Here is a 24,079-nt window from a genome sequence, read left to right as displayed (position 1 = left end):
AGGACCCGTACCCGCTTTCGGGCCGGTTCAGACGCAGGATCTGCGCGGACGCCGGGAGTTACCGATTCGCTGCCGGCGCGCAGTTACTGGTGGAGATGTGCCGCGGAAGTCCTATGGTGGGTGCCCTCAGCAGAACGGGGGGAGGTCCTCCGGGAACAGGAGCGGCATGACGCATGAAATCCGTGCCCGTCGCCGGCCGGGGCGGGCCCCCGCACCCGGTGTAGGCCCCGTGGCTCCGCGTTTTCCCGGCGTACGGAAGATCGCCGTGCTGCGGGGCGGCGGCCTGGGCGACCTGATGTTTGCCCTGCCGGCCGTTGAAGCGCTTGCTGCGGCGTATCCACAGGCCTCCATCACGCTGCTGGGCACAGCGCTGCACGCCGCACTGCTGGCGGACCGGCCGGGACCGGTGGACCGGGTGGAAATCCTGCCCGCTGCTCCGGGGATTTCCGCCGGCCCCGAGGACCGGCGGGGAACCGGGGCTTTCCTGTCCCGGATGAGGCAGGAGGACTTTGACCTGGCCGTGCAGGTCCACGGCGGCGGACGGAACTCGAATCCGTTCCTGCTGGGCCTGGGTGCCCGGCACACCGTGGGCACCCGCACTCCCGACGCCGCCGCCCTGGAACGGAACATCCCGTACATCTACTACCAGCACGAGGTTTTCCGGGCGCTGGAAGTCGTGGGCCTGGCCGGAGCCGTACCGGTGAGCATGGAGCCGCAGCTGCCCGTCCTGCCGCACGAGGCGGCGCGGGCCCGCACCATGCTCCTCCCGGGCCGGAAACTGGTGACCCTGCACGCCGGGGCCACGGACCCGCGGCGGCGCTGGCCGGCGTCGTGCTTCGCGGAGGTTGCGGTACGCGCCGTGGAGCGCGGCTGCCAGGTCCTGGTGGTGGGCGACGGCGCTGACCGGGATCTAGCCGGGCTGGTGGTGGAGCTGGCGCTCGCCGACGCCGGCCCTCAGGCGCCTGTGCGCTCGGTGGCCGGAGACCTGGATATCGGCACGTTGGCAGGGCTGCTGCAGGCGAGTTCGGTGCTGGTGGGCAACGACAGCGGGCCGCGACACTTGGCGCAGGCGGTCGGCACGCCCACAGTGGGGATCTACTGGTTCGGCAACGTCATTAATGCCGGGGCCATCGGCCGCAGCCGGCACCGGGTGCACATGTCCTGGGTTTCGGCGTGCCCGGTCTGCAAAGCGGACGTCACGCAGGTCGGCTGGACGGCGGAGCGGTGCGAGCACAATGATTCCTTTGTGGCCGAAGTGCGCCCTACCGATGTGTGGGACGACGTTGCCGCCCTGCTGGTGGCCGATCCGGACGGATGCTTCCAGTAGGCTCCGGTGCATGGCGAACCAGCAAAACTATGACGAGGTAGACCGCCGGCTGTTTGGCCGCCCCCAGCCCGGGGATGATCGGATCGGCGACACCGGTGCCGGCCGGGACAGCGCCGGCACCGAGCACGCGGGCCGGGACTGGGTGGAGGTGGTGGATGACGGCAGCGGGGAAGCCCCCGCCGCCGGCACCGGACTGGAAGCGCCCCCGCACGGCAACCCGAATGGCACGGACCTGTCACGGAGCAGGCTCAACCCCTACCTCGGCGCCGCCTGGGCGATTGTGGTGCTGATGCTGGGCGTCGGACTGATCTGGCTCTTTGGCGGCCTGCAGTTGGACACCGTATACGGCAACGGCACTACGACCATGACCCGGAAGGGTCTGATCCTGCTCAACTTCCAGATGACGGGTGTCTACCTGCTGCCGTCCGGCCTGGCCGGTGCCCTTGCCCTGCTGGCGGTGCAGGCCCGCGGCTACCGCAATACGCACCGGGACTGAGCCGGGGCCGAGTGGGGCCCCTGCCGCAGGGGAAACCTGCAGGCCCTTGCGCCCCGGAATCGGCCCCGCCCACAATGAAACAAGCCGCCGTGCCACGCGTTCAAAGGACGGACACCATGGAGCTTGTGCCGAACAATTCACTGCAGTGCCCCACCCCCGAGGATGGACGCAAGCTGGCCCTCAGCCTGGCACTGCAGACATCTTTGGCCATCCAGCCGGATGAAAAGGTCCAGGAGATTATCCGCGACGCCTACGCGAACAACCCCGAAGCGCTTATTGCCGCGGCGGCCGTGGTCGCCACCGAGTTTGCCACCATCGCCGCCGCTAACAATTACTGGCGCTAAGCGGCCGGGTCGCTCCTAGCGCCGCAGTTCGGGGACCAGATCCAGCAGGTGCGTCTCCACGTAGTCCAGGGCCAGGCGCACCGCGCCCGTGGGCACCAGCGTTTTGCCCAGCCCGGAGACGGCAATCCGCGGCGGCTGCACCACATACCGTTCCAGTTCCTGCCGCATCGCCGGTAGCAGGGCGGTGGCGGACGCGGCCACGGCACCGCCGATGACGATCAGCCGGGGATCGAAGAACGAGGACACCAGCGCCAGGACCCGGGCCATCCGGGCAGCAATCCGGTCCAGGATTTCCACGGCCACCGGGTCGCCCGCCTCGGCCGCTTCGAACACCAGGCGGGCCGACGCGCGGTTGGTGTTGGGCCCCACCAGTTCACGGATCCGCCCGTTGTGGCCGTCCTCGAGGGCGGCGCTGCCCCACAGGCGGGCCAGCTTGGCAATGCCGTCCTCATTGCCCACACCGTCCACCAGGTCCAGCGCCCCCATGCCGCCGGTGCCGCCCGAAGCGCCGTGCAGCAGCCGGCCTGATTCAATGATGCCGCTGCCCAGCCGCTCGCCGGCCAGGATCACGGCAAGGTTCTCTTCCCCCGCCCCCACGCCCCGCCAGCGTTCGGCTAAAGCGGCCAGCTTGGCGTCATTCTCCACCAGCAGCGGCCAGCCCCGGGCCTTGCTGAACTCCTGCGTGAGCCCCAGATCGAACATGGGTGCCACGTCCTGCCCCGGGGCAACCCGACCGGCGCCGGTGACCTGGGCGGCAATGCCCATTCCGGCACAGAGCACCGCCGAGGAAGTAATTCCGGCATCCTCCAGGGCCGCGTCAACGGCGGCGGTGACCACCCGGCGCCGGTCCTCCCGCTGCCCGCCGTGACGGGGGAAGCGCGCCTCGGCACCGCCGACGACGGCGCCGGCGAGGTCGGCGGCGAGCACGCGGACGGTGGCAATGCCGACGTCGAGCCCCAGGACGTACCCGGCACTCTCGTTGAACTGGAAGCGGCGGGCCGGACGGCCTTTCTGCCCGCCGGCGCGGGGGGAGTCCGTTTCCCGGGCCCAGCCGCGGGCTATCAGGTCATCACAGACGGCGATCACGGTGGCGCGGGTGAGGCCGGTGGCGTCGATCAGGTCGGTGCCGGTGACCGATGGTGCCGAGCGCAGCACGTGCAGCACTGCGCGCAGGTTGGCGCGGCGCAATAGCTGCGGGGTGTTGGCGGAGGCGTCCATGTGTCCCTTTGACGTGTGGCGGTAATAACAGCATAATTGTAGAAGACATTAAATTTAGTCTCTAAATTTACTCTAGCTTCAAGGAGGCCGCAGTGACGGTACGCGTCGGAATCAATGGTTTTGGTCGGATCGGCCGCAATTACCTGCGGGCGGCCCTGCAGCACGGTGAAGGGTTCGAGGTTGTAGCAGTCAACGACCTCGGCGATCCCGCGCAGCTGGCCCACCTGCTCAAGTACGACTCCGTTGCCGGACGCCTGGCCGAGAAGGTCACGGTTGAAGACGGCAACCTGGTGGTTGGCGGACACACCATCAAGGTCCTCGCCGAGCGCGATCCGGGCAACCTGCCCTGGGCCGAGCTGGACGTGGACATCGTCATCGAATCCACCGGCTTCTTCACCAACGCCGCGGATGCGCAGAAGCACATCTCCGCAGGCGCCAAGAAGGTCCTGGTTTCCGCACCGGCCAAGGGTGACGCGTTCACCGTGGTGATGGGCGTGAACGACGGCGATTACGATCCCGAAAACCACGACATCATTTCAAACGCCTCCTGCACCACCAACTGCCTGGGCCCGCTGGCCAAGGTCCTCAACGACGCCTTCGGCATCGAAAAGGGCCTGATGACCACGGTGCACGCCTACACCGCAGACCAGAACCTGCAGGACGGGCCGCACAGCGACCTGCGCCGCGCCCGCGCCGCAGCCCTGAACATGGTGCCCACCTCCACCGGTGCCGCCAAGGCCATCGGCCTGGTCCTGCCGGAGCTGAAGGGCAAGCTGGACGGCTTCGCCATCCGCGTTCCCGTTCCCACCGGTTCGGTCACCGACCTGACGGTCACCCTGGAAAAGGAAGCCACGGTCGAGGAGATCAACGCTGCCTACGCCAAGGCCGCACAGGACCCGCGCTGGGAAGGCATCCTCACGTACACCGAGGATCCGATTGTTTCCTCCGACATCGTGGGCGATCCGTCCTCCTGCATCTTCGACTCCGGCCTGACCCGCGTCATGGGTAACCAGGTCAAGATCGTCGGCTGGTACGACAACGAGTGGGGCTACTCCAACCGCCTGGTGGACCTCACCGGCCTGGTTGCCTCCAAGCTCAGCTAGCAATACCCGCAACATCCCCGACGGCGCCGCGCCGGACCGCTTCCACGGTCCGGGCGGCGCCGTCGTCGTTTAATGCGGTGTCCAGGAAAACCGAAAAGAAAACCGGGGGAACCGTGAACCATTCGCGGTGAGCGGGCATTACAGGGTGTGAAGACAGACAAAGAGATTGTGGAGCTCTCGCGCAGCGGTCCCTCCATATTCGGGGAACTCTATGACCGGCACGCGCCGGACATCTACCGGTACGCGGCCCGCCGTGCCGGTGACTTTGCCGCCGAAGACGTGATGGCCGAGACCTTTCTCATCGCCTTCGAACGGAGGGCGGGTTTCACCGGTCCGGCCGAAGCGGTCCGACCGTGGCTTTTCGGCATTGCCACCAACCTGCTGCGCCGGCACCACCGCGCAGAAGCGCGGATGCTGCGTGCCCTGGTGCGGAACAGCAGCCGCGGGGACACGGCCGATGGATTGGCTGCAGTGGACGAACAGGTGGACGCCGACGCCGACCGGTCCCGGATCGGCGCGGCCCTGCAGGCGCTGGCCCCGATCGACCGGGAAGCGATCCTGCTTTACGCCTGGGCGGACCTGACCTATGACGGCATCGCCACCGCCGCCGGGGTGCCCGTGGGCACCGTCCGCTCCCGCATCAACCGCGCCCGGCGCAAGCTCCGCGCGGACCTCGGCTTTGCCCTTTTCGACGAAATGGACAGTGATCATGGACGAACTGCACCTGCTGCGCGCAACGCGTAACACCACCGGAACCGTTCCCCCGGCCGTCCTGGCCGCCGGCCGGGAGAAACTGATGCAACGAACAGCCGAGGAAGACTCTGCACGGGAGCCGGCACCGGTACTGCACCCCCGCAGACCCTGGCGGCGCGCCCTGCTGGCCTCCGCTGCTGCGGCCGCCCTGGTCGCGGCGCTGGTGGCGGTCGACGTCGTTGGCTCGGATGAGCGCCCCGGTGCGACGGCGGAGGCCGCCGAAGTGCTGAACGCCGCCGCTGCGGCAACCATCACCAGCTCCGACCCGGTGCTGGCCCCCGGCCAGTACCTGCTGGTGGACACCGACATGGTGGGCACCACCTCCACGGTCACGCCGGAGGGGCAAGAGTTCTCCTGGCTGACCCGCCGGGACCACCAGGTGTACATACCCGCGGACCGGACCGGGGAATGGGTGTGGATCCGCGAACCATCCAAACCGGTGCAGTTCTTCGATGACGGGTCCAGACAGGAGGCCGAACGTGTTGGTGCGGGCAGCTCTGACAGCGGTGACGTGACGCGTGCCCCGCGCGGGGAGTTCGGCGGATCAACCCAGCACGTTCTCAACGACATGCCGTTGCAGGAAGCAGTTGAGGGTGCGCCCAGGGACCCCCGGCAACTCCTTGACCTGCTTTATGAAGGCAATGCCGGCGGGGGACAGACCCCCCATGAGGAAGCGTTCGAACGGATCGCTGAAACCCTGGGGACCGGCGCCATCCCGGCGGATCTGCGGGCCGCCCTGTACCGGGCGGCAGCGCTGATTCCCGGGGTCTCCGTTGTTGACCGGGAGGCAGCCCTGGACGGGCGGACCGGAATCTCGCTGGGCATCGGATCGCCCGAGCAAGGCTTCCGGAGTGAGATCATCATTGATCCGCAGACCGGCCTGATGATCGGTGAGCGGACGGTGTTGTTGGAAGACGGAAAAATCTTCCCGGCCGGCACCGCGCTCGGATGGTCCGCGGTCACCACCTCGGTGGTGGATTCAGCGCCCTAGGGAACCTGCGCCGCGGAAACTTCCCACGCTTTGGTGCCGGTGTTGCTGGTGTGGTCCCACTGGGCACAGCAGTCACAGAGCGTGGGAAGTTCGGCTACTGGTTTCCGGAAACCCTTGCGGGACCTCTCGATTATCGATAAGTATTGGCTGTCCTTCAATCGACGGGGTTCCGCAGGGAGAGTGTCATGGGAAAAGCAACCATCCTGGCGTTACGGATAGTGCTGGTGCTGGTGTTTCTCGGCACCCTGTTTGTCGAGGCAGTAATGGTGCCGCTGTTCGGCATCGACCTGGCCGAGGCGGGTGCTGAAGCCGTCCGCGTACCGGTCCTGGTGATTGTGGTGCTGGGCATCCTGGCCTTCCAGGTCTGCCTGGTGTGCGTCTGGCGGCTGCTCACCATGGTGCGCCGGGGGACGGTGTTCTCGTCCGCAGCCTTCCGCTACGTGGACGTGGTTATCGGAGCGGTGGCGGCCGCTGCCCTGCTGCTGTTCGCGCTGGGAGCCGTGCTGGCGCCGGGCGAAGGGGTGGCACCCGGCGTCGTGCTGTTGGTTGGCGGCATGGGGGTGACCGTTGCCGCCGGCGCCCTGCTCGTGCTGGTGATGCGGGCCCTGCTGGCTTCAGCCGTCGCCACCGCGGCGGAGGCGCACCACCTGCGCACCGAACTCGGCGGGGTGATCTGATGCCGATCGTCGTGGATATTGACGTGATGCTGGCTCGGCGCAAGATGGCCGTGGGCACCCTCGCGGAGCGGATTGGCATTACTCCAGCCAATCTTGCCGTCCTGAAGAACGGGCGGGCCAAGGCGGTGCGCTTCACCACCCTGGCCGCGCTCTGTGAGGTGTTGGACTGCCAGCCCGGGGACCTGCTGCGCTGGGAGCCCGAAACAGCGGATATCAGCGCAGCAGGTGGAAACCGGGACGACGGCGGCGGGCAGCACCCGCCCGTCCCTTAGGCCATATCCGCGTCCAACTCCTTGGCCTCCCGTGCAGACACGGCGTGCCGGCCGGCGCGGCGGCCGCTGAAAATGCAGTCGGCCAGCGACAGGCCGCTGACATAGCTTTCGGAGCAGACACCGACGGCGTTGCGGCCGGCGGCGTAGAGCCCGGGAATCAGTGTGCCGTCCTGCCGCTGCACCAGACCGGACTCGCCGTCCACCACCAGTCCGCCCAGCGTCAAACCGGGAATCGGATAGAACGGGGAAGCGTCCACGGAGATGTTGTAGGCATAGAACGGTGCCTTGAGCAGCGGAACGGACAAGGCGGGGTCCTTGTGCGCCGGATCCCCGGTGCCGTCGGCGATGCCATGGTTGTAGGCCTCAACGGTCCGCTGGAGCCCGGCGGCGTCTACGCCGATTTTCATGGCCAGTTCCGCCAGTGTGCCCGCTTTTTTGTGGCCGACAGTGAGCAGGAAGGCCACTTGAAGCCGCTGGAAAATCTGGGTTTGGGAACGGACCTGGCCCTGTGCCTTTTTCCAGGTGACGGAGTCATACACCGCCCAGCCCTTGCCGCCGAATTCGCGCATGAGCGTGTTGCCGTGGGTGGCTCCGTACAAGTCTTCATTCTTGATCCGGCGGCCGTTGAGGCCTACGGTCACACCCTCGATAAAGGCGCTAGGGGGTGAAAGGAAGCGCCAGGCCGTGACGTTGCCCATTTTGGCTGTGGTGCCGCCCGCGTCCATGCCCAGCCGGATTCCCGTACCGTCGTCAGCCGGGGTCCCCAGCGGGGAAATACCGGTGAACTCCGGAGCGTGGCGCTGGAGCCATTCTTCGTTGTAGATAAAGCCGCCGGCGGCGAGAACCACCGCGCTTGCACGCGCTTCCCGGTCCACCGCGCCCTCCTCCCAGAGACGCTTGATCTTCGCCACCGGTCCCTTGACCAATCCGGGTGCCCAGTTGCCGATCTTGCCGGTGAGGCGGGTCAGCCGGGCGTGTTCTGCGGCGTTTGCATGGTTCCGGTCCAGGACGCGGTACTTCACTCCCACCACGGCACCGTCCTCGATGATCAGGTCATGCACCTGGGCCAGCGGAACGAAAGTGACGCCCTTGCGGCGGGCGGATGAGGCGAGGGCGGTCCACAGCACCTTGCCGGAAGCCAGCCCTTTGGCCACGGCACGGTGTCCGCGCGGAGCCGGTTCGGCGTGGAGCTTATAGGGATGGGCCTTCTCGTTGCCGGAGAAATAGAGGTAGTGCCGGTCCGTGGGGTAGGACGTCTTGTAGTCCGGAACGCTGCTGCCGAAGACCGCTCCCTGCTGTTCGAGCCAGGTAATGGTCCCCGGGCTTTCTGCGCAAAAGCGGCGGAGGGTCTCGTCGTCCACGCTGTCGCCGGATTCCTGCCGAAGGTAGTTGTACAGGTTCTCCACGGTGTCGTCATAACCGGCCTCGCGCTGCTGGCGGGTGCCGCCTCCGGCATAGACCACCCCGCCCGACAAGGCACTGGCGCCGCCCCCGTAGGAGCGGTCCAGGACGAGCACACGCGCTCCGTTATCCGCCGCTTCGATGGCCGCTGCCGCCCCGGCATCTCCGTACCCCACCACAATCACGTCAAACTGCTCGCCCTCGGGCATAACGACCTCCTTGTCGGCAACCTTATTTCGGCAGAGTCTGCCATAACCCCGCAACGCGGAACAAGGGCTTACCGTGGGTGGATGACCAGACGAGCACCGGGCCGTCCCCCCGCGGTGGAAGAGGCCGAACTGCGCGCCCGCGCTTTCGGCGTCGTACTCCGGGACGGCTACGAAAATGTGACGGTGGGCGGCATCGCCGCCGAGGTGGGGGTCAGCGTCCGGACCCTGCACCGCCACTTTCCGGCGAAGGCAGACATTGTATGGGGCGCCGTGGACCAAACCTTTGACGCACTGCGGGAAGGGTTTGAATCGGCCGACGCCGGTCTGCCGTTGATGGAACAGATCATTGCGGCCGTGGCCGCGGCGTTTGGCGACGAGTATGCGGACGGCCGCCAGCGCATCCAGCTGATTGTCACCACCAGGGAGCTGCAGGCCGCCTCATCGCAGATGTACCAGTTGTGGCACCGGCAGCTGGTGGAAGTCATCGCCCGGAGGCTGGGTGAACCCGCGGATGCGCTGCGGCCCAGGGTGCTCGCAACGGCGGTGCAGGCCGGCATCATGGAGGCTTTGGCTGTCTGGGCCTTCTCCGACGGTGACAGATCCCCGGTGGAAACGGTGGCGACGGCATTGCGGGGTTTCGAACTCTTGGTGCCGCCGCCTGAGCCCCAAGGCTGGACGGGCGCACGGCCCGGGTCCCAGCGCCTCAGCGCCCCCGGTGGTCCTCAAGGACCCGGCCGATAATCCGCGCCCCCTCACCGAAAGCCCCCGGATCGGGTCCGGAGTAATTCAGCCGCAGATAGGCGCCGGCCTGTTCGGCGGGAAACCACTCGTTGCCTGGAGCAACGCGGACGCCGGCCGCTTCACAGTCCCGGGCCACCACGGCCGGATCGGTGTTATCCGGCAACCGCACCCACAGGTTCAGCCCGCCCTTGGGGACCGCCTCGACCCGGGCCAGCGGGGCATGCTCACGCAGCGCTTCCAGCAACAGGTCCCGCCGCGCGGCCAGCTGGCCGCGCAGGTGGCGCCGGTGCGTCCGCCAGGCGGGCTGCGTGACGACGTCGAGCGCCACCGACTGCAGGACACCGCTCACGTAGGTGGACGAGGCCTGCACATCTGACAGCAGCCGTTCCCGTGCCGGTCCGCGCGCGATGACGGCCGCCACCCGCACCGCCGGGGAAACGCTTTTGGTGAGGGACCGCAGATAAACCACGTGCCCGCCGTCGTCCCGGGCCGCCAGAGGCTCCGGATCTGCCGCAATGCCGAAGTCATGGGCCCAGTCATCCTCGATCAGGAAGGCGCCGTGCCGACGAACGGTGGCCAGCACCTGGTCCGCCCGCTGCCGGGACCAGTAGGCCCCGGTGGGGTTGGCGAAGGCGGGCTGGGCATAAAACGCCCGCGCACCGGTCTGCGCAAAGGCGCGGGACAGCTCCTCCGGATCCGGGCCGTCGCTTCCACTGGGAACCGGAACCACCTGCACCCCGGCCTGTGCGGCCGCAAGGAGTGCACCCCAATAGGTGGGTGATTCGATGAGCAGCGGCCTGCCGGGTCCGACGAGGGCGCGGAACGCGGCACTGAGTCCGCCCTGGCTGCCCGGCAGGACCACGACGTCGGCTGCTGCCGGCGGGGCGATGTCCGCCGGTGCGCCCGCCCCCAGTTCGGCGGCGAACCAGGCACGGAGGTCGGGCAGGCCGGCGGCAGGGGAGCGGGAGAGCACAGTGTCGCTGCGGGCGGCACGGGCAAAGGCTGCCCGCACCAGCTGGCCGGGCAGCAGCTCCGCGTCCGGATAGCCCGAGTGCAGGGCAATCACGTCATCAGGCGCAGCGCGCATGGCGGCGGAAAGGGTGGGCATGCTGCGCGGAGCACCCAGGGCGGCGGTCTGCCAGCCGTAGTCCTGCACCCGGGCCACCGTGCGGGCACGGACAAAGGTGCCCGCGCCCGGCCGGCCCTCCACCAGCCCCAGCGAGGAGAGCGTTCGAAGCGCCCGCTGCACCGTCACCGGGCTGACGCCGTACCGCGCCACGAGTGTCCGGCTCGGCGGCAATTGGGCTCCCGGAGCGGCTGAGGAAATCCAGGTGCGCAGGTCTGCCACGATCCGGTCGGCACTGCTACTATCGGCCATGAAGCCACATAATAGCGCTACTCTCGCTGTCCCAACAGTGCTACCCAGTGCCCGCAGCGGGCTCTGGTGGGGCCTGCTGGGAGTCGCAGCCTTCTCCTTCACCCTCCCGTTCACGCGCATTGCGGTGGCGGGCGGCGGAATGTCCCCGCTCTTCGCCGGATCGGCGCGGGCCGTGGTTGCCGCGGTTCTGGCCGCCGCAGTACTGGCCGCAACGCGGCAGCGGCTGCCGCGGGGAACCCAGTGGGCACGTCTGGCACTGGTGGCAGGCGGCGTGGTGGCCGGGTTCCCGCTGCTGACGTCCTTCGCGCTCGCCACTGCTCCCGCCAGCCACGGCGCCGTCGTCGTCGCGCTGCTGCCGGCGGCCACCGCCACCGTGGCGGTCCTGCGCACGGGGGAGCGGCCGCCGCGGAGGTTCTGGCTGCTGGCAGCCGTCGGAGCGGGTGCAGCCGGAGGATTCGCTGCGGTGCAGGGCGGCGGGCAGGCCGGCCTGCACCCGTCGGACCTCCTGCTGTTCGCTGCGGTGATGGCCGGGGCAGTGGGATACGCGGAGGGCGGCGTCCTGACCCGGGAGCTCGGTGCCTGGCAGACCATTTCCTGGGCACTGGTACTGGCCGCACCGGTGATGGGCGGGCTGACCGTGTCCGCGGCACTCAGCCGGCCGCCTGCCGCCGGCCCGGGCGAGTGGGCAGCCTTCGCCTATCTGGGCGTGGTGAGCATGTTCCTGGGCTTCTTCGCCTGGTACCGCGGGCTCGGTATCGGCCCCATGGCGCAGGTCAGCCAGGTGCAGCTGGTCCAGCCGGTCCTGACCATCTGCTGGGCGGCGCTGCTGCTGCACGAGGAACTGACCTGGGCCACCGTACTCGGCGGGCTCGCGGTGATCCTGTGCGCCGGCGTCGCCGTGCGGACCCGCAGCCGAAAGGTGCAGCCTGCCGCGAAGCCGAAGCCGATGCCGGCCTGAACGGACGGGGACTCAGGGCCAGGAATCCTCCTCCTCGTGGCAGATCAGCATTTCGCGGATTTCGCAGCCGGTCGGCTGGGAGAGGGCGAACAGGATGGCGTCGGCCACCCGGGCGGGGTCATTGAGCCGGGAATCGTCCTGCGGCCGGTACTGCTCGGTGCGGTCATCGAAGAAACGGGTCTTCATGCCGCCGGGAATCATGGTGGTGACGCCCACGCGTCCGGCCGTTTCGGCGGCCAGGGCCCGGCTAAACCCAACCACCCCGAACTTGGAGGCGCAGTACGCGGTCGCATCCGAGACGGCTTTGAGCCCCAGAGTGGAAGCCACGGTGACAACCCGGCCGCGGGACGCCATCAGGTACGGCAGGGCGGCACGCACCACGGACACCGTGCCGAGCAGGTTCACGCCGATGACTTTCTCCCACTCCCGGGCCGCAACGTCTTCGAGCCGGCCGCAGCGGTCGATTCCGGCCGCGGTGACCACAGCGTCCAGCCCGCCGAGCATCAACGCCGCTTCCCGGACCGCCACTTCCACGCTGGCACGGTCCGCCACGTCCACCTGCAGGGCCTTGGCACCCGTGACGGAACTGGTGTCGAGGTCCAGCACCACCACGCTGCCGCCGGCGGCGGTCACCGCTTCGGTGACGGCGGCGCCCAGGCCGGAGGCCCCGCCGGTAACCAGTACGCGGAGGGTGTTTGCAGCGCGTACCGGGGTGCCGCGCAGGGCAGGGTCCGGCTGCGGGGCGCCGGCGTCGAGCGCGGAGCCGGGTGCGGGGACGGCGGGGACAGCGGAAGGGGAGACAGACATGGACGGTTCCTTTCAATCGGGACGGGGACGGCGGAAAGGCGTGGTCAGCCGACTTTGGCCAGGGCGGAGGCCAGCGCCGTGGTGGAGCGGGCCGGGTGGTACGGGACGGTGACGGTCTCACCGCCCCAGGAACGGATCAGCTCGGCCTCGGGCAGTTGATCCTCGCGGTAGTCCCCGCCCTTGACCCAGATGTCGGGGCGCAGCCGTTCCAGTACGGCGGACGGGGTGTCCTCCTCGAAAACCAGCACACCGTCCACGCATTCCAGGGACTGCAGCAGCTCCGCCCGGTCTTCTGCACCGATGATCGGGCGTTCCTCGCCCTTGAGCCGCCGCACCGAGTCATCGGAGTTCAGGCACACAATGAGGCAGTCGCCCAGCCCCCGCGCAGCCAGCAGCGTGCGCGCGTGCCCGGCATGGAGCAGGTCGAAGCAGCCGCCGGTGGCCACCACGGTTCCGCCGCGTTCCCGGATCAGTGCGGCAGTGGCCAGGGCGTCGGGGACGTCGCTGCCCAGCACCGGCAGCGTCTCCTCCCGGTCCAGGGCGGCCACGCCGCCGGCAGCCAGGAACGACGCCGCGGTGCCGACGGCGCTTTCAACCGCCGCTTCCAGCCCGTCGCCGTCGAGCAGCCGGACAACCAGCGACGCCGCGAACCGGTCCCCGGCCCCGCAGCTGTCATTCTCGCGGATCCGGGGCGCCGGCAGGACCTGCGCCAGACCGGCGGCCGGCAACGCCAGGGCTCCCTGGGCACCCATGGTCACCACCACCGAACGGCTGCTCCAGCGCTCCAGCAGCCGCTCGGCAGCGCGCAGCCCGGCCGGAACACCGCCCGGCGTTTCTCCCGCAGCCTGCAGTGCCTCGGTCATATTCGGGGTGACGGCGGCGACCCCCGGTACCGGGTCGGCTCCGGCCGGATGCGGATCCCACACCACCGGGATCCGGCCAGCCAGGGCACCGAGCAGTTCCCGCAGTGCGGGATTGGCAGTCAGGCCGCGGCCGTAGTCCGAGACCAGCACGGCGTCCGCAGCCGCCACGGCCGCCAGCATCTGCGCGGTCACTGCCGGCACCGGGGGCGGGGCGCAGCCTTCGTCGAAGCGGACCACGGCCTGGGCGCCGGCCCGGATCCGGGTCTTGACCGGCGTGGGAGCATCCGACGGCCCGCTGGTCAGGGGGATGCCGGCCAGCGCGGTGCGCAGCAGCCCGGAGGCCCCGTCATCGGAGATCACCGTCACCAGGTGCACCTGCACCCCGTCCCGCTCCAGCATCCGCGCCGCCAGGCCCGCCCCGCCGGCGCGGCGGCCGACGTCGGCGACGTCCACCACCGGCACCGGGGCATCGGGGGAGAGGCGCTGGGCGGAACCGGTTATGTCCGTGTCCAGCAAGGTGTCGCCTACTACGACAATCGTTTTCACGGCATTCCTCCTGCAGAGGTGCGCTGTTGGGGTTGGGTGCACCGTTGCACCTCGGCGTCAAAGGACCGGCACAGCGCATGCAGGGCCACCAGATGGGCCTCCTGCGCGTTGGCCGCCGGCGCATCCACGGTGACCGCCTCCTCACTCGCCGCGGCGAGGGGATTGGGTCCCCGGCCGGTTAGCGCCCATGTGCGCAGCCCGGCACGGCGTGCGGCCTGCACGGCGGCGAGCAGGTTGGGGCTGGCGCCGCTGGTGGAGAACAGGAGCAGCACGTCGCCGGGGCGGCCATGGCCCGTCACCTGCCGGGCGTAGAGCTGTTCAAATCCGTAGTCGTTGGCGATGGCCGTGACCGCGGAGGTGTCCGCGTGCAGGGCGATGGCGGAAAAGGGCCGGCGCTCGCCGTCGAACCGGCCCACCAGTTCCGCGCTGAGGTGCTGGGCCTCGGCGGCGGAACCGCCGTTGCCGGCGGTCAGCAGCCGGTGTCCATCCAGCAGGCGCCCGGCAAGCTCCACGCCCCACTGGGCCAGCCGCCCGGCCTGCTGCTGTACGGAGAGCAGGGCGGGGCCGGTGCCGGCCAGATGGGCCAGAACCGCCCCGTGCGCCGCATCGGTCACGGGCGGAGGCGCGGTGGCCGGTTCGATACTCACAGTGCCTGCCCTCCCGTCGGCTGCAGCCGGGCCGGCCGGGCCTGGCCGAGGGGGACTCCCCTCAGAGCCAACTGATAGGCCTTTTCGGTTTCCTGTGCCACCCGGTCCCAGGAGTACCGGGCGGAGGCACGTTGCCTGCCGGCGGTGCCGAGCCGCCGGGCGTAGCCGGGGTTTTGCAGCAGTTCGCCCAGCGCGGCGGCCAGGGCGGCCGGGTCCCGCGGCGGTACGAGCAGCCCGGTTTTGCCGTGGACCACCGTATCGATCAGTCCGCCCACCGCGGTGGCCACCACCGGCACTGCGCAGGCCATGGCCTCCAGCGGAACGATGCCGAACGGCTCATACCAGGGTGCGCACACCACTGCGTCCGCGCTGCGCAGCACCGCCGGCATGTCTTCGCGCGGAACCTGTCCGCGCAGCAGCACCCGGTCCGCCACGCCCAGGGAACGGGCCAGGGACATCAACCGGCGAGCCTCCGGATCCGATTCCAGCCCGGCACAGTCGCTTGAGCCGCCCACAATGAGCAGTTCCACGTCCGCCATTCCGGCCTCCTGCAGCAGTCCCAGCGCCTGGATGGCCAGGTCCACGCCCTTGCGAGGCACCAGACGCCCGACGGCGGCAATGCGGTGCCGCCGGCCGCGGGGCTCGGCTGGTCCGCGGGACTTGAACAGGGACAGGTCCACACCGCACGGCGCAATGGAGATGCGGCTGCCCGGCACGCCCATGGCCTTGAGTTCAAAAACCTCGTCCGAGCAGGTGGCCAGGACCCGGTCTGCCCGCCGGCCCACCGAGGGTTCCAGCCAGGTCCGCTCCGGCGGGCTGGTGTCCTCCGCGCCCTGATGCCGTTTCTTCACCGTCCCGAGCGCATGGAAGGTGTGCAGCACCGGTACCCGGGCGCCGTCGTCGGCCGCGCTTTGGACCGCCTCCAGCGCGGCCAGGCCGGACATCCAGAAGTGTGAATGCACCACGTCCGGCGGCTGGTTTCCCCAGTCCGCCACCATGCCTTCGGCCAGCTGTCCCATGTACGGCAGCAGGTCATCCTTGGGCAGCGGCAGTGCCGGTCCGGCCGCCACGTGCACTACTTCCAGCCCGTCCTGCACCTGCACCCGGTCCGGCAGCCCGGGGTCATCACGCCGGGTGTACACCTGCACGGTGTGCCCGCGGGCTGCCAGCGCCACGGAAAGGGCGGCTACATGGACGTTCTGCCCGCCGGCATCCACGCCGCCCAGCGCAGCCAACGGACTAGCGTGCTCGGACACCATTGAGATTCTCACTGTTGTCCCCCTCCTGTTGATGCCGTTATCGGTCCTGCCGGCGCCTGCTGCGGCGCGGCGGAAAGCTTGTATGAGACCACGTCGGTAAGGAGCCTGTCCCACTCGGACAGGAACCGGGCCAGGCCGTAACGTGCCAGCGCCGCCTCACGCGCTGCCAGCCCGCAGGTGCGCGCGTGTTCCGGATCCGCCAGAAGCATCTGTGCTGCGGCGAGGAGTTCTTCGGGGTTGTTGCTGACCAGCCCTGCCTCCGGCGGAACCGCCCGGCTGGCCTCCGTGGTGGCCAGCACCAGGACGGGCAGGCCCAGGTGCATGGCTTCGAGCAGTGACAGGCCCAGGGAGGTCCAGCGCATCGGATGCAGGTAGGCCCGGCAGCCGGCCAGTTCGGCGTGCATCCGGGCGGCGGGGAGATCTCCGCGGAGGAGCAGCCGGTCCCGGTTGCCCTCCCCGTCCAGCTGCAAGGCGGCGGGCAGCTGACCGGTGCCGAAGCCGAAGATTTCCAGGGGAGCGGCCCGGGCAAAGGCCGGCAGCAGGTCCGTGCCGGTGATCCTTCCGCGCCGGACGGGGTCGTTGACTGCCACGCCCAGGTGCGGCCGGTCTCCGGTGTACAGGTACCCCGGGTCGGGGATGCCGTGCTCAATCACCCGGACCGGGGCGTCGCCGGTATCCCAGAAGAGCCGGTTGAACTGCGTAACGTGCACCACGGGGATAGCGTTTTGGCCGGCCAGCGGATGCCGGGTTTCCGGCACCGCGCCGCGCGGGGTGTTGTGTTCCAGGTAAACCGCGGGCAGGTCCCGGCCGGGCCGGCGGCCCAGCAGTCGGGCGCAGGCAACAAGTTCCTCCGGACGCTGCAGCACCACCGCATCGACCTGTTGACCGCGCAGCTGCTCGGGCGCCACTTCGACGGCGGACGCCGGCCAGGCCCGGCCGCCGCGGCCCAGCCCCCAGCCGTCCCGGGCGGGTGTGGTCGGCAGCAGATACTCATGGGAGCCGCGGACAAAGGATTCCATCCACCCTCCGTGCACATGCCAGAGCAGGATCTTCATGGTTTCCCCGCTCTCCGGTGCCCGGATACGTGTGCCGGAAGGCCGCCGTGCCGGGTTTCCCGCCGCGTGCCCAGGGACGAAACACCGCGGACCAGGCGCTGCACGGCTTCCACCACCTGTTCCGGCGCGACGCCGGACAGGCAGGGGTGCCCCGGCACCGGGCAGGTCCGGGCCCGGGAAAGCCGGCATGGTCCCTGCTGGTCGCCCAGCAGTTCCAGCGGCACCCGGTACGGTGCCCAGCGGACAGCGGGCACCACCGGGGCGAAGAGGCTGACCACCGGCGTGCCAACAGCCGCCGCCAAATGCGCGGGGCCTGTGTTTCCCACCACCACGGCGTCGGCACCGGCCAGCACACCGGCCAGCGAGGCCAGGTCCGTGCGGCCGCCGAGGTCCAGCCCGGCCACCCCCGCCACCGTGGCCGTCAGTGCCTTCTCGCCGGGGCCGCCGGTCACCACCACGCGGTAGCCGGCAGCGGTCAGGAGCTCGACGGCGGCGGCGTAGTGCAGGGCAGGCCAGGCGCGCGCCGGGACGGCGGTGCCGGGATGCACCACCACATAGGGGTCATCGCCCGCCAGATGCCCTGCATCGGGCAGCGGACCCAGCCGGAGCCTGCCGTCGTCACCGGCCGGAAGCCGGAAACCGGCGGCTGCGGCAATGCGAAGGTTCCGTTCCGGTTCCGGCTGGTCTTCGGGGAAATCCTCGCCGGGCCGCAGCCGCTGGTCCAGGAGCGCACCGGCGTAGTCGGTGGAAGCACCGGTGATGGTGTGCACCCCGGCGGTTCGGAGCACCAGCGCCAGGGGCAGCGGGGACTGGTGGAAGGACGTGAGGATCACCGCCTCACGGGTTCCGGCAGCGCGGACCATGTCCACCAGCGCTGCCAGGTGCGCCGGCGACGGTTCCGGGGCGGGGTTCACGATCCACGGGCAGGACCACTCCAGCACCTGCGCGGCGCCGGGCAGCAGCCGGGCGGCCGGGGTCCCCGCCGGGCCGGCCAGCAGCACGGCCTCCACCCCCGGCGCGGACGCCACCGCACGGACAGCGGGGCCGGCCAGCAGGACGTCGCCCGCGCCGTCGAGCCTCGCCACCAGGACCCGGCGGCTCACGCGCCGCCCCATAACAGGTCCACTGCTTTCCGCAGATCGGCGGCCACCAGATCAGCTGCAGCGGTTTCGGCGGGCCGCGTGACGGCTGTGGGGACCAGGACGCCGCGGGCGCCGGCCGCCGCGGCCGCCTGGACATCGGCGCCGATGTCGCCGATCACCGCCACCTCCGCCGGGTCCAGGCCCAGGCGCCGGGCGGCACGCAGCACCATTCCAGGCATGGGCTTGCGGCAGATGCAGCCGCGTTCCGGGGTGTGCGGGCAGATCTCCCACACATCGAACGGACCCAGCAGGGCGTCAACGGCGGCGTTGACGGCTTCCACCTGCCCGGCGGAGAGCAGCCCGCGGCCGATGCCGGACTGGTTGGTCACCACACCCACCGGGATGCCGTCCCGCCGCAGCCGTGCCAGCACATCGGCAGCCCCGGGCACCGCCTGCACCAGTTCCGGGTCCCCGTTGTAGGGCACGTCAACAATCAGCGTGCCGTCCCGGTCAAACAGGACGGCACGCGGCGGTGACGGCATAACTTCCATACCGCCTCTGTCCCCCTTCGGCACTGCTGCTAAACACCCGCAGCCACATCTTTTTCCGGGGGTGCCTCCAGCCACGGGGGAACACACCTGTACCGGGCGGGCCGCTGATCTGGCAGGATGTCCCTCCAATCCTCAATCGGAAGGACCCTGAACCATGCCCGAGCAGGCATCGGACCGCCCCGAACTCCTGGTCCTGCGGGCCCTGAAACTCGGGGACCTGCTGGTGGCAGTCCCGGCACTTAAGGCCCTGCGCAGGGCCTTCCCCGGACACCGCATCCGATACGCAGCGCAGGAATGGCTGCGCCCGCTGCTGCCGCTGACCGGCGCCGTGGATGGCCTGCTGCCGCTGCACGGCCTGGACGTGCCCATTGACCTGCCGCCCGGACAGGTGGACGTGGCAGTGAACCTGCATGGCCGGGGCCCGGAAAGCTGCGGCCGGTTGGAAGCACTGAAGCCGGCCCGGCTGATCGGCCACGCCGGGCCGGGATGGGACGGTCCGCCTTGGAAGGACGGCGTGCATGAACGGGAGCGCTGGGCCGGTCTGTTGTCGTGGCACGGAATTCCAGCCGATCCGCTGGATTACCGGTTGGACCCGCCGGCCGCGGCGGTTTCCGTCCCCGGGGCCGTAGTGCTCCATGTGGGTGCCGCCTACGGCAGCAGGCTGTGGCCCGCGGGCCGGTTCGCGGACGTCGCCCGGGAACTCGATGCCGCCGGCGGACAGGTCCTGCTGACAGGCAGCAGCTCCGAACGGCCGCGGGCACTTGCCGTGGCGGAGGCTGCCGGGCTGGATGCGGACTCAGTGGTGGCCGGCGAGCTGGGGCTGGCGGAGTTCGCCGCCCTGATCGCCTGCGCCCGTCTGGTGGTCTCGGCAGACACTGGTGCTGCCCATCTGGCCTCGGCCTACGCCCGGCCGTCGGTGGTGCTGTTTGGCCCGGCGCCGGTAGCAGAATGGGGTCCGCCGCCGGGCCCGCACATTGCCCTGACAGATGAAAGCCGCCGCCGCGGAGACACCTTCGCCGTGGATCCCGACCCGGCGCTTATGGCCGTCACGGTGGAAGATGTCCTGGCCGCCGTCGATAAGCTCGACGCCCTGTAGGCACTGGCCCACGGGTGCGCGGGCGGTTCGGTTCAGAGGGTTCCGGCGGGTCAGGCAGTTGCCGGGCGGGCCGCGTTTGCGGCAGCTTCTGAAGGGCCGAGCAGCTCGTGCTGCAACTGCACCAGGATCCGGGCGAGCCGCCGGGAAACCTGCATTTGGGTAAGGCCCAGCCGGGTACCGATGGCCTGCTGTGATTCCTCGTGGAAATACCGCCGGAACAGCAGCTCCTTGTCAGCATCCGTCAGGTTCCGCACGGCCCGGCGGAGCATGGCGAGGTTTTCCGCGTGTTCCAGCCGCCCGTCGGCCGAAGCCCACCGTTCCGCGCCGGTGGTGCCGGCGATGGCGTCCAGTGATTCCGGCCGCAGGCTGCTTTGGCAGTTCAGCGCCTCGGCAACCGTTTTGGCGTCCACGCCCAGCGCCTCGGACAGTTCGCAGAGCGAGGGCGCATGCCCCAGTGACTGGAACAGCTCCGGCTGCAGCCGGGCGATGGCGGTGCGGAGGTCCTGCAGGTGGCGCGGCGGGCGTACCACCCAGGAATGGTCGCGCAGGTACCGCTTGAGCTCGCCGTGGATGGTGGGCACTGCGAAGGCCGGGAAATGCGGACCGACCGCCGGGTCGAAGCGCCGGACGGCCTTGATCAATCCCATGTAGGCCACCTGGCGCAGGTCGGCCAGTTCACGGCCGCGGCCCGCGTAGGCGGCGGCAGCGGTTTCGGCTATGTCGCGGTACTTAAGGACCAGTTCGTTGTGCAGCGCCTGCTGCAGGTCCCCGCGGGCCTGGCGGGCTTCTTCGAAGTGGTGCAGGGACAGGGGAGGGCTGCTGGAGGAGCGCATGGGCGGGCAGGTATTTCAGCCGCAGGTCCGGCCCTCTGCTGGACCGCCTGAACAGGACACCAGAGCGGCCACCTGTTATCAAGAGTCCGGACCACTTGTTTTGCTGCTGCTCCTTGAAATGCGCAGAGAGCAGAAGGTATAAGGTCCGGCGGCGGGGGAAGGCGGTTAGCGCCTCCGTGCCAGCAGGTTGCGAAGTGAGGTGACGGAATGGTCCGGAGCGGCAGTCCCCGCCTCGCCGTCCTCCTGCACCGGCTCCTGCACCGGCTCCTGTCCCGCTGCAGGGCCGCGTCCCCGTTCACGCGCCGTCGTCTTCGCGCTGCGGTGCAGGACCAGGGCGGCGACGGCGGCTGCCGCGGCCAGGGCGGTGGCCAACGCAACCATGAGGTTGCAGTACATCCAGAGGAACATCAGGGCAGCCGGGGTGCCGAGCGGCGCCTCAAGGAACCCGGCGGCGGAAACCACCCAGAAGGCTATGCATACGGCCAGGAGGAGCCAGGCGGTGCGCTGACTGACAAGGGTAATCAGTTTCTGCTTCATGGCAGGAAAATCCCGGGGAAGATTGGAGGCGCCGTCTTCTTGACCCATCAACCCTAGGCACCTCGCCGTCGCGTGCGGGGGTTCTGCCGTGCATGGCTCCGATTTGGCGGCCGAGGGGTTGCCATCCGGCCGGGCGCACTGTGCAGGAACGGATGGTTGCCATATCCGTCCGCGATGGATACGGCAACCGCACCGAGTGGTCGGGGGTGCAAATGTATTGAAACCCGTCCCGCCCCGGGGTAGCGTCGCCGTCGTTGTTCCCTCCCGGCACGGTACCGGGAACCAGTCCTGAGGAGACCCATGGAGCCAGAGCAGAGAGCCGCCCCCAAGGCGCTGCCCGCCAGCGTTTCCGGGCTGGTGATTGCCCTGTCCTCATCCGCCGTCTTTGGGCTCTCCGGCTCCTTCGCCAAGTCCCTGCTGGAAACTGGGTGGACCACTGCCGGTGCCGTTGCCGTGCGGATGCTTGGAGCCGCGGCGGTCCTGGCTGTGCCGGCCTTCATTGCGCTGCACGGCCGCTGGGAACAGGTGCGCGGCAACTGGCGCACCATTGTGCTGTTCGGATTCATCGGGGTGGCCGGCTGCCAGTTTTTCTACTTCAACGCGGTGGAACGCCTCTCCGTGGGTGTGGCGCTTCTGCTGGAATTCCTGGCACCGGTGCTGATGGTGCTGTGGATTTGGGCCGCCACCCGGCGCCGTCCCGGTATCCGCACCATCCTCGGTGCCCTGGCAGCCATCGCCGGGCTGGTCCTGGTGCTGGACCTCGGCGGCAGCATCCGGATAGATCCTGTGGGTGTGCTGTGGGGCCTGGCCGCCGCAGTCTGCCTGGCCATCTACTTCTTCATCACCGCCAAGCAGAATGACTCGCTTCCGCCGCTGGTGCTCGCCACCGGGGGCATGCTCGTGGGCGGCGCCACCATGGCACTGCTTGGCCTGATGGGGATTCTTCCCCTGGGCTTCAGCACAGCCGGAGTGGAACTGGGCGGCTGGCACACCACCTGGTGGGTGCCCGTGGCCGGACTGGTCCTGTTCTCCACCGTATTGGCCTACGTCACCGGCATCATCGCCGCGCGGGCCCTGGGCTCACGTGTGGCCTCCTTCGTTTCATTGACCGAAGTGCTTTTCGCCGTGCTGTGGGCGTGGCTGCTCCTTGCGGAGCTGCCACGCCCGGTACAGCTGGCCGGCGGAGCCCTGATTGTTGCCGGCGTAGTGCTGGTCCGCTCCGATGAACCGGCCGGGCTTCCGGGCGAAGCTGCCGCCGACGTCGAGCCGTACTCCTGAGAACTACGCCGTGGGGGTTTCGTCCAGAAGCGGGCGGGGAGGGGCGGAGACCCTGATTTCGCGCTTGAGGATCTTGCCCGTGGGCCCCTTGGGGAGAGCGTCCGTGAGTTCGATGCGGCGCGGGTACTTGTAGGCGGCCAGCCGGTCCTTGGCGAACTGGGCGATGTCCGCCAGCAGGGCTTCGCGGGCGGCGTCGTCGGCGGGGGCGGCTTCCTCGCGCAGGCCCACCACGGCCACGATTTCCTCGCCGTGCAGGGAATCGGGCACCCCGATCACTGCGGCCTCGGCCACGGCGGGATGCTCGTACAGCACTTCTTCGACCTCCCGGGGGTACACGTTGTAGCCGCTGCGCAGGATCATGTCCTTTTTGCGGTCCACAATGTAGATGTTGCCCTCCTCGTCAAACCGGGCCAGGTCCCCGGTGCGGAACCAGCCGTCGGGAATGGCCGCAGCGGTGGCGTCGTCGTTCCGCCAGTAACCCTTCATGACGCCCTCTCCGCGGACGGAGAGTTCGCCGATCTCTCCCACGGGGACGTCAGCGCCGTCGGGATCCAGCATCCGCACCTCCATGCCGTCCACCGTCTTTCCGATGGAGCCGGCACGCCGGCCCTCGCCCGGAACGTTGAACGAGACGATCGGAGAAGTTTCCGAAAGCCCGTACCCTTCAAGCAGCTGGATGCCGAACACGTCCTCGAACTCGTGCAGCACTTCAAGGGGCATTGCGGAGCCGCCGGTGATGGCGCCGCGCAGCGAGGAGAGCTTGGTGTCCTTCACAGCCGGATGGCGGAGCATGCCCACGTACATGGTGGGGACACCCTCAAAGATCGTCACGCCGTCGCGTTCGATGATTTCCAGGGCCTTGCCGGCATCAAACCGGGGCAGCAGGCTGATGGACGCGCCGGCGAGCAGGGCCGAGTTCAACGCAGCGGTCTGCCCGAACACGTGGAAGAACGGCAGCCCGCCGAAGATCACATCGTTTTCCCGGGTATCCAGCAGGGACCTGGACACGATGGCGTTGCTGCGCAGGTTGCGGTGCGTCAGGGCAGCACCCTTCGGCCGTCCGGTGGTGCCCGAGGTGTAGAGGATCACCGCGATGTCCTCACCGTCCACCTCCGCCAGGTCCGGCCGGGAATCGGCACCGGCCAGCAGTCCCATGAAAGAGGAGGAGTCCACCGGCACCACTTCCACGCCGCCGTCGGCCTCTTCTGCTCCGGCAGAGACTTCACCGGCCACGCCCTCCCAGGCGAAAACCAGCTGGGCGCCGGAGTCCTGCAGGTGGTAGGCAACCTCGCGCGCCTTCAGCAGCGGATTCATGGGGACAACTACGGCGCCGTAGCGCAGGACACCGTAATACACGAAGGCCATCTGCGGAATGTTGGGCATCATCAGGCCGACGCGCTCACCCGGCACCACCCCGCGGGCGGCCAGGAGCCCGGCTACCTTGGAGCTCATCGCGTCCAGGGCGGCGTAGGACACCACTGTGTCGTCGAGTTTCAGGGCGGTCCGCTCCGGAAAGCGGGCCGCGGTTTCCGTAAGGATTCCGGCGAGGTTCTGCATAAGGATCTCCTTTGATCTCTGCGGCATCGTCGGGCGGCTGATCCCTGCGATGTAGGAGGCAGTCTAGCCACAGCCGGCTGCCCGTAAATCTTTTTTCCGG

At 69.3% G+C, this 24,079-nt stretch carries 26 protein-coding genes; 12 read left to right on the top strand and 14 right to left on the bottom strand.

Annotated features, from left to right (window positions below):
* The first annotated feature begins 166 nt into the window (after positions 1–166).
* The 3 genes from LOC57_RS04865 (at position 167) to LOC57_RS04855 (ending at position 2,167) form a co-directional block, all read left to right on the top strand.
* The gene (locus tag LOC57_RS04865; RefSeq protein WP_227912235.1) at positions 167–1,327 is read left to right on the top strand and encodes a glycosyltransferase family 9 protein; all 1,161 of its coding nucleotides are present in this window, start codon (positions 167–169) and stop codon (positions 1,325–1,327) included.
* 10 nt (positions 1,328–1,337) lie between these two features.
* Positions 1,338–1,823, top strand: a complete 486-nt coding sequence (locus LOC57_RS04860; protein WP_227912234.1) for a hypothetical protein — start codon at positions 1,338–1,340, stop codon at positions 1,821–1,823.
* 116 nt (positions 1,824–1,939) lie between these two features.
* A complete protein-coding gene (locus tag LOC57_RS04855) occupies positions 1,940–2,167 on the top strand; it encodes a hexameric tyrosine-coordinated heme protein (protein ID WP_227912233.1) in 228 nt (75 codons plus the stop codon).
* A gap of 15 nt (positions 2,168–2,182) precedes the next feature.
* Here the strand turns inward: LOC57_RS04855 and LOC57_RS04850 are convergent, their stop codons facing one another.
* Positions 2,183–3,385, bottom strand: coding sequence for an ROK family transcriptional regulator (locus tag LOC57_RS04850; protein ID WP_227912230.1), 1,203 nt, complete (start codon positions 3,383–3,385; stop codon positions 2,183–2,185).
* A 92-nt stretch (positions 3,386–3,477) separates the two neighbouring features.
* Between LOC57_RS04850 and gap the strand changes: the two genes are divergently transcribed.
* Positions 3,478–4,488: a type I glyceraldehyde-3-phosphate dehydrogenase gene (gap, locus tag LOC57_RS04845; RefSeq protein ID WP_227912229.1), complete on the top strand. Its 1,011-nt coding sequence runs from the start codon at positions 3,478–3,480 to the stop codon at positions 4,486–4,488.
* Here gap and LOC57_RS04840 read toward each other — a convergent pair.
* Positions 4,481–4,627, bottom strand: a complete 147-nt coding sequence (locus LOC57_RS04840) for a hypothetical protein (protein ID WP_227925878.1) — start codon at positions 4,625–4,627, stop codon at positions 4,481–4,483. The genes gap and LOC57_RS04840 overlap by 8 nt on opposite strands.
* Before the next feature lie 8 nt (positions 4,628–4,635).
* Here LOC57_RS04840 and LOC57_RS04835 point away from each other — a divergent pair, with 8 nt between their 5' ends.
* The 4 genes from LOC57_RS04835 to LOC57_RS04820 all read left to right on the top strand — a co-directional run bounded on the left by LOC57_RS04835 (position 4,636) and on the right by LOC57_RS04820 (position 7,181).
* On the top strand, positions 4,636–5,232 hold the full coding sequence (locus LOC57_RS04835) for an RNA polymerase sigma factor (RefSeq protein WP_229958476.1): 597 nt from the start codon (positions 4,636–4,638) through the stop codon (positions 5,230–5,232).
* Positions 5,198–6,232: a CU044_5270 family protein gene (locus tag LOC57_RS04830; RefSeq protein WP_229958474.1), complete on the top strand. Its 1,035-nt coding sequence runs from the start codon at positions 5,198–5,200 to the stop codon at positions 6,230–6,232. Before LOC57_RS04835 ends, LOC57_RS04830 begins: the two co-directional genes overlap by 35 nt.
* A 185-nt stretch (positions 6,233–6,417) precedes the next feature.
* Complete coding sequence (locus LOC57_RS04825; RefSeq protein ID WP_229958472.1) at positions 6,418–6,909, top strand: DUF2975 domain-containing protein; 492 nt, start codon at positions 6,418–6,420, stop codon at positions 6,907–6,909.
* Positions 6,909–7,181, top strand: coding sequence for a helix-turn-helix domain-containing protein (locus LOC57_RS04820; RefSeq protein ID WP_227912222.1), 273 nt, complete (start codon positions 6,909–6,911; stop codon positions 7,179–7,181). Before LOC57_RS04825 ends, LOC57_RS04820 begins: the two co-directional genes overlap by 1 nt.
* Here the strand turns inward: LOC57_RS04820 and LOC57_RS04815 are convergent.
* Entirely contained in the window at positions 7,178–8,791 is a 1,614-nt protein-coding gene (locus tag LOC57_RS04815) for an FAD-binding protein (RefSeq protein ID WP_227912221.1), read from the bottom strand. The genes LOC57_RS04820 and LOC57_RS04815 overlap by 4 nt on opposite strands.
* 81 nt (positions 8,792–8,872) lie before the next feature.
* On the opposite strand from LOC57_RS04815, the gene LOC57_RS04810 reads away from it, so the two are divergent.
* Positions 8,873–9,532, top strand: coding sequence for an acyl-CoA-like ligand-binding transcription factor (locus LOC57_RS04810; protein ID WP_227912220.1), 660 nt, complete (start codon positions 8,873–8,875; stop codon positions 9,530–9,532).
* Here the strand turns inward: LOC57_RS04810 and LOC57_RS04805 are convergent.
* A complete protein-coding gene (locus LOC57_RS04805; protein ID WP_229958470.1) occupies positions 9,495–10,910 on the bottom strand; it encodes an aminotransferase-like domain-containing protein in 1,416 nt (471 codons plus the stop codon). The two genes, LOC57_RS04810 and LOC57_RS04805, sit on opposite strands and share 38 nt — an antisense overlap.
* On the opposite strand from LOC57_RS04805, the gene LOC57_RS04800 reads away from it, so the two are divergent.
* Positions 10,909–11,868: a DMT family transporter gene (locus tag LOC57_RS04800; protein ID WP_229958468.1), complete on the top strand. Its 960-nt coding sequence runs from the start codon at positions 10,909–10,911 to the stop codon at positions 11,866–11,868. The two genes, LOC57_RS04805 and LOC57_RS04800, sit on opposite strands and share 2 nt — an antisense overlap.
* Positions 11,869–11,880: 12 nt before the next feature.
* On the opposite strand, the gene LOC57_RS04795 is transcribed toward LOC57_RS04800, so the two are convergent.
* From LOC57_RS04795 to LOC57_RS04765, 7 genes are read right to left on the bottom strand one after another with little or no spacing between them, the layout of a single operon-like run.
* Positions 11,881–12,675, bottom strand: a complete 795-nt coding sequence (locus LOC57_RS04795) for an SDR family oxidoreductase (RefSeq protein WP_227912215.1) — start codon at positions 12,673–12,675, stop codon at positions 11,881–11,883.
* 44 nt (positions 12,676–12,719) lie between these two features.
* Positions 12,720–14,084 (bottom strand): PfkB family carbohydrate kinase, encoded by a 1,365-nt coding sequence (locus tag LOC57_RS04790; RefSeq protein ID WP_229958466.1) that lies wholly within the window; start codon positions 14,082–14,084, stop codon positions 12,720–12,722.
* Positions 14,081–14,731: a D-sedoheptulose-7-phosphate isomerase gene (locus tag LOC57_RS04785; RefSeq protein WP_442860153.1), complete on the bottom strand. Its 651-nt coding sequence runs from the start codon at positions 14,729–14,731 to the stop codon at positions 14,081–14,083. The genes LOC57_RS04790 and LOC57_RS04785 overlap by 4 nt, the downstream gene beginning before the upstream one ends.
* Positions 14,728–16,002: a glycosyltransferase gene (locus LOC57_RS04780; RefSeq protein WP_229958464.1), complete on the bottom strand. Its 1,275-nt coding sequence runs from the start codon at positions 16,000–16,002 to the stop codon at positions 14,728–14,730. The genes LOC57_RS04785 and LOC57_RS04780 overlap by 4 nt, the downstream gene beginning before the upstream one ends.
* Positions 15,999–17,045, bottom strand: a complete 1,047-nt coding sequence (locus LOC57_RS04775) for a glycosyltransferase (RefSeq protein ID WP_229958463.1) — start codon at positions 17,043–17,045, stop codon at positions 15,999–16,001. The genes LOC57_RS04780 and LOC57_RS04775 overlap by 4 nt, the downstream gene beginning before the upstream one ends.
* On the bottom strand, positions 17,042–18,160 hold the full coding sequence (locus LOC57_RS04770) for a glycosyltransferase family 9 protein (RefSeq protein ID WP_229958461.1): 1,119 nt from the start codon (positions 18,158–18,160) through the stop codon (positions 17,042–17,044). The genes LOC57_RS04775 and LOC57_RS04770 overlap by 4 nt, the downstream gene beginning before the upstream one ends.
* Positions 18,145–18,678 (bottom strand): D-glycero-alpha-D-manno-heptose-1,7-bisphosphate 7-phosphatase, encoded by a 534-nt coding sequence (locus LOC57_RS04765; protein ID WP_227912209.1) that lies wholly within the window; start codon positions 18,676–18,678, stop codon positions 18,145–18,147. The genes LOC57_RS04770 and LOC57_RS04765 overlap by 16 nt, the downstream gene beginning before the upstream one ends.
* A 154-nt stretch (positions 18,679–18,832) precedes the next feature.
* On the opposite strand from LOC57_RS04765, the gene LOC57_RS04760 reads away from it, so the two are divergent.
* Positions 18,833–19,774 carry a glycosyltransferase family 9 protein gene (locus LOC57_RS04760; RefSeq protein WP_227912208.1) on the top strand — a complete coding sequence of 314 codons (942 nt, stop codon included), beginning with the start codon at positions 18,833–18,835 and terminating at the stop codon, positions 19,772–19,774.
* Between the two features lie 50 nt (positions 19,775–19,824).
* Here the strand turns inward: LOC57_RS04760 and LOC57_RS04755 are convergent, their stop codons facing one another.
* Together LOC57_RS04755 and LOC57_RS04750 are read right to left on the bottom strand one after the other, a co-directional pair.
* Complete coding sequence (locus LOC57_RS04755) at positions 19,825–20,607, bottom strand: sigma-70 family RNA polymerase sigma factor (protein ID WP_227912205.1); 783 nt, start codon at positions 20,605–20,607, stop codon at positions 19,825–19,827.
* Positions 20,608–20,772: 165 nt separating this feature from the next.
* Positions 20,773–21,144: a hypothetical protein gene (locus tag LOC57_RS04750; protein WP_229958459.1), complete on the bottom strand. Its 372-nt coding sequence runs from the start codon at positions 21,142–21,144 to the stop codon at positions 20,773–20,775.
* A 300-nt stretch (positions 21,145–21,444) separates the two neighbouring features.
* Here LOC57_RS04750 and LOC57_RS04745 point away from each other — a divergent pair, with 300 nt between their 5' ends.
* The gene (locus tag LOC57_RS04745) at positions 21,445–22,422 is read left to right on the top strand and encodes an EamA family transporter (protein ID WP_229958457.1); all 978 of its coding nucleotides are present in this window, start codon (positions 21,445–21,447) and stop codon (positions 22,420–22,422) included.
* Between the two features lie 3 nt (positions 22,423–22,425).
* Here LOC57_RS04745 and LOC57_RS04740 read toward each other — a convergent pair whose 3' ends face one another.
* On the bottom strand, positions 22,426–23,979 hold the full coding sequence (locus tag LOC57_RS04740) for a long-chain-fatty-acid--CoA ligase (RefSeq protein ID WP_229958455.1): 1,554 nt from the start codon (positions 23,977–23,979) through the stop codon (positions 22,426–22,428).
* Between the last annotated feature and the right edge of the window lie 100 nt (positions 23,980–24,079).

Source organism: Arthrobacter sp. zg-Y750 (assembly GCF_020907365.1).
In the GTDB taxonomy this organism is placed as follows: Bacteria; Actinomycetota; Actinomycetes; order Actinomycetales; family Micrococcaceae; genus Arthrobacter_B.
The sequence above is the reverse complement of the archived record's forward strand: the minus strand, read 5'-3'. Positions and strand labels throughout refer to the sequence as shown.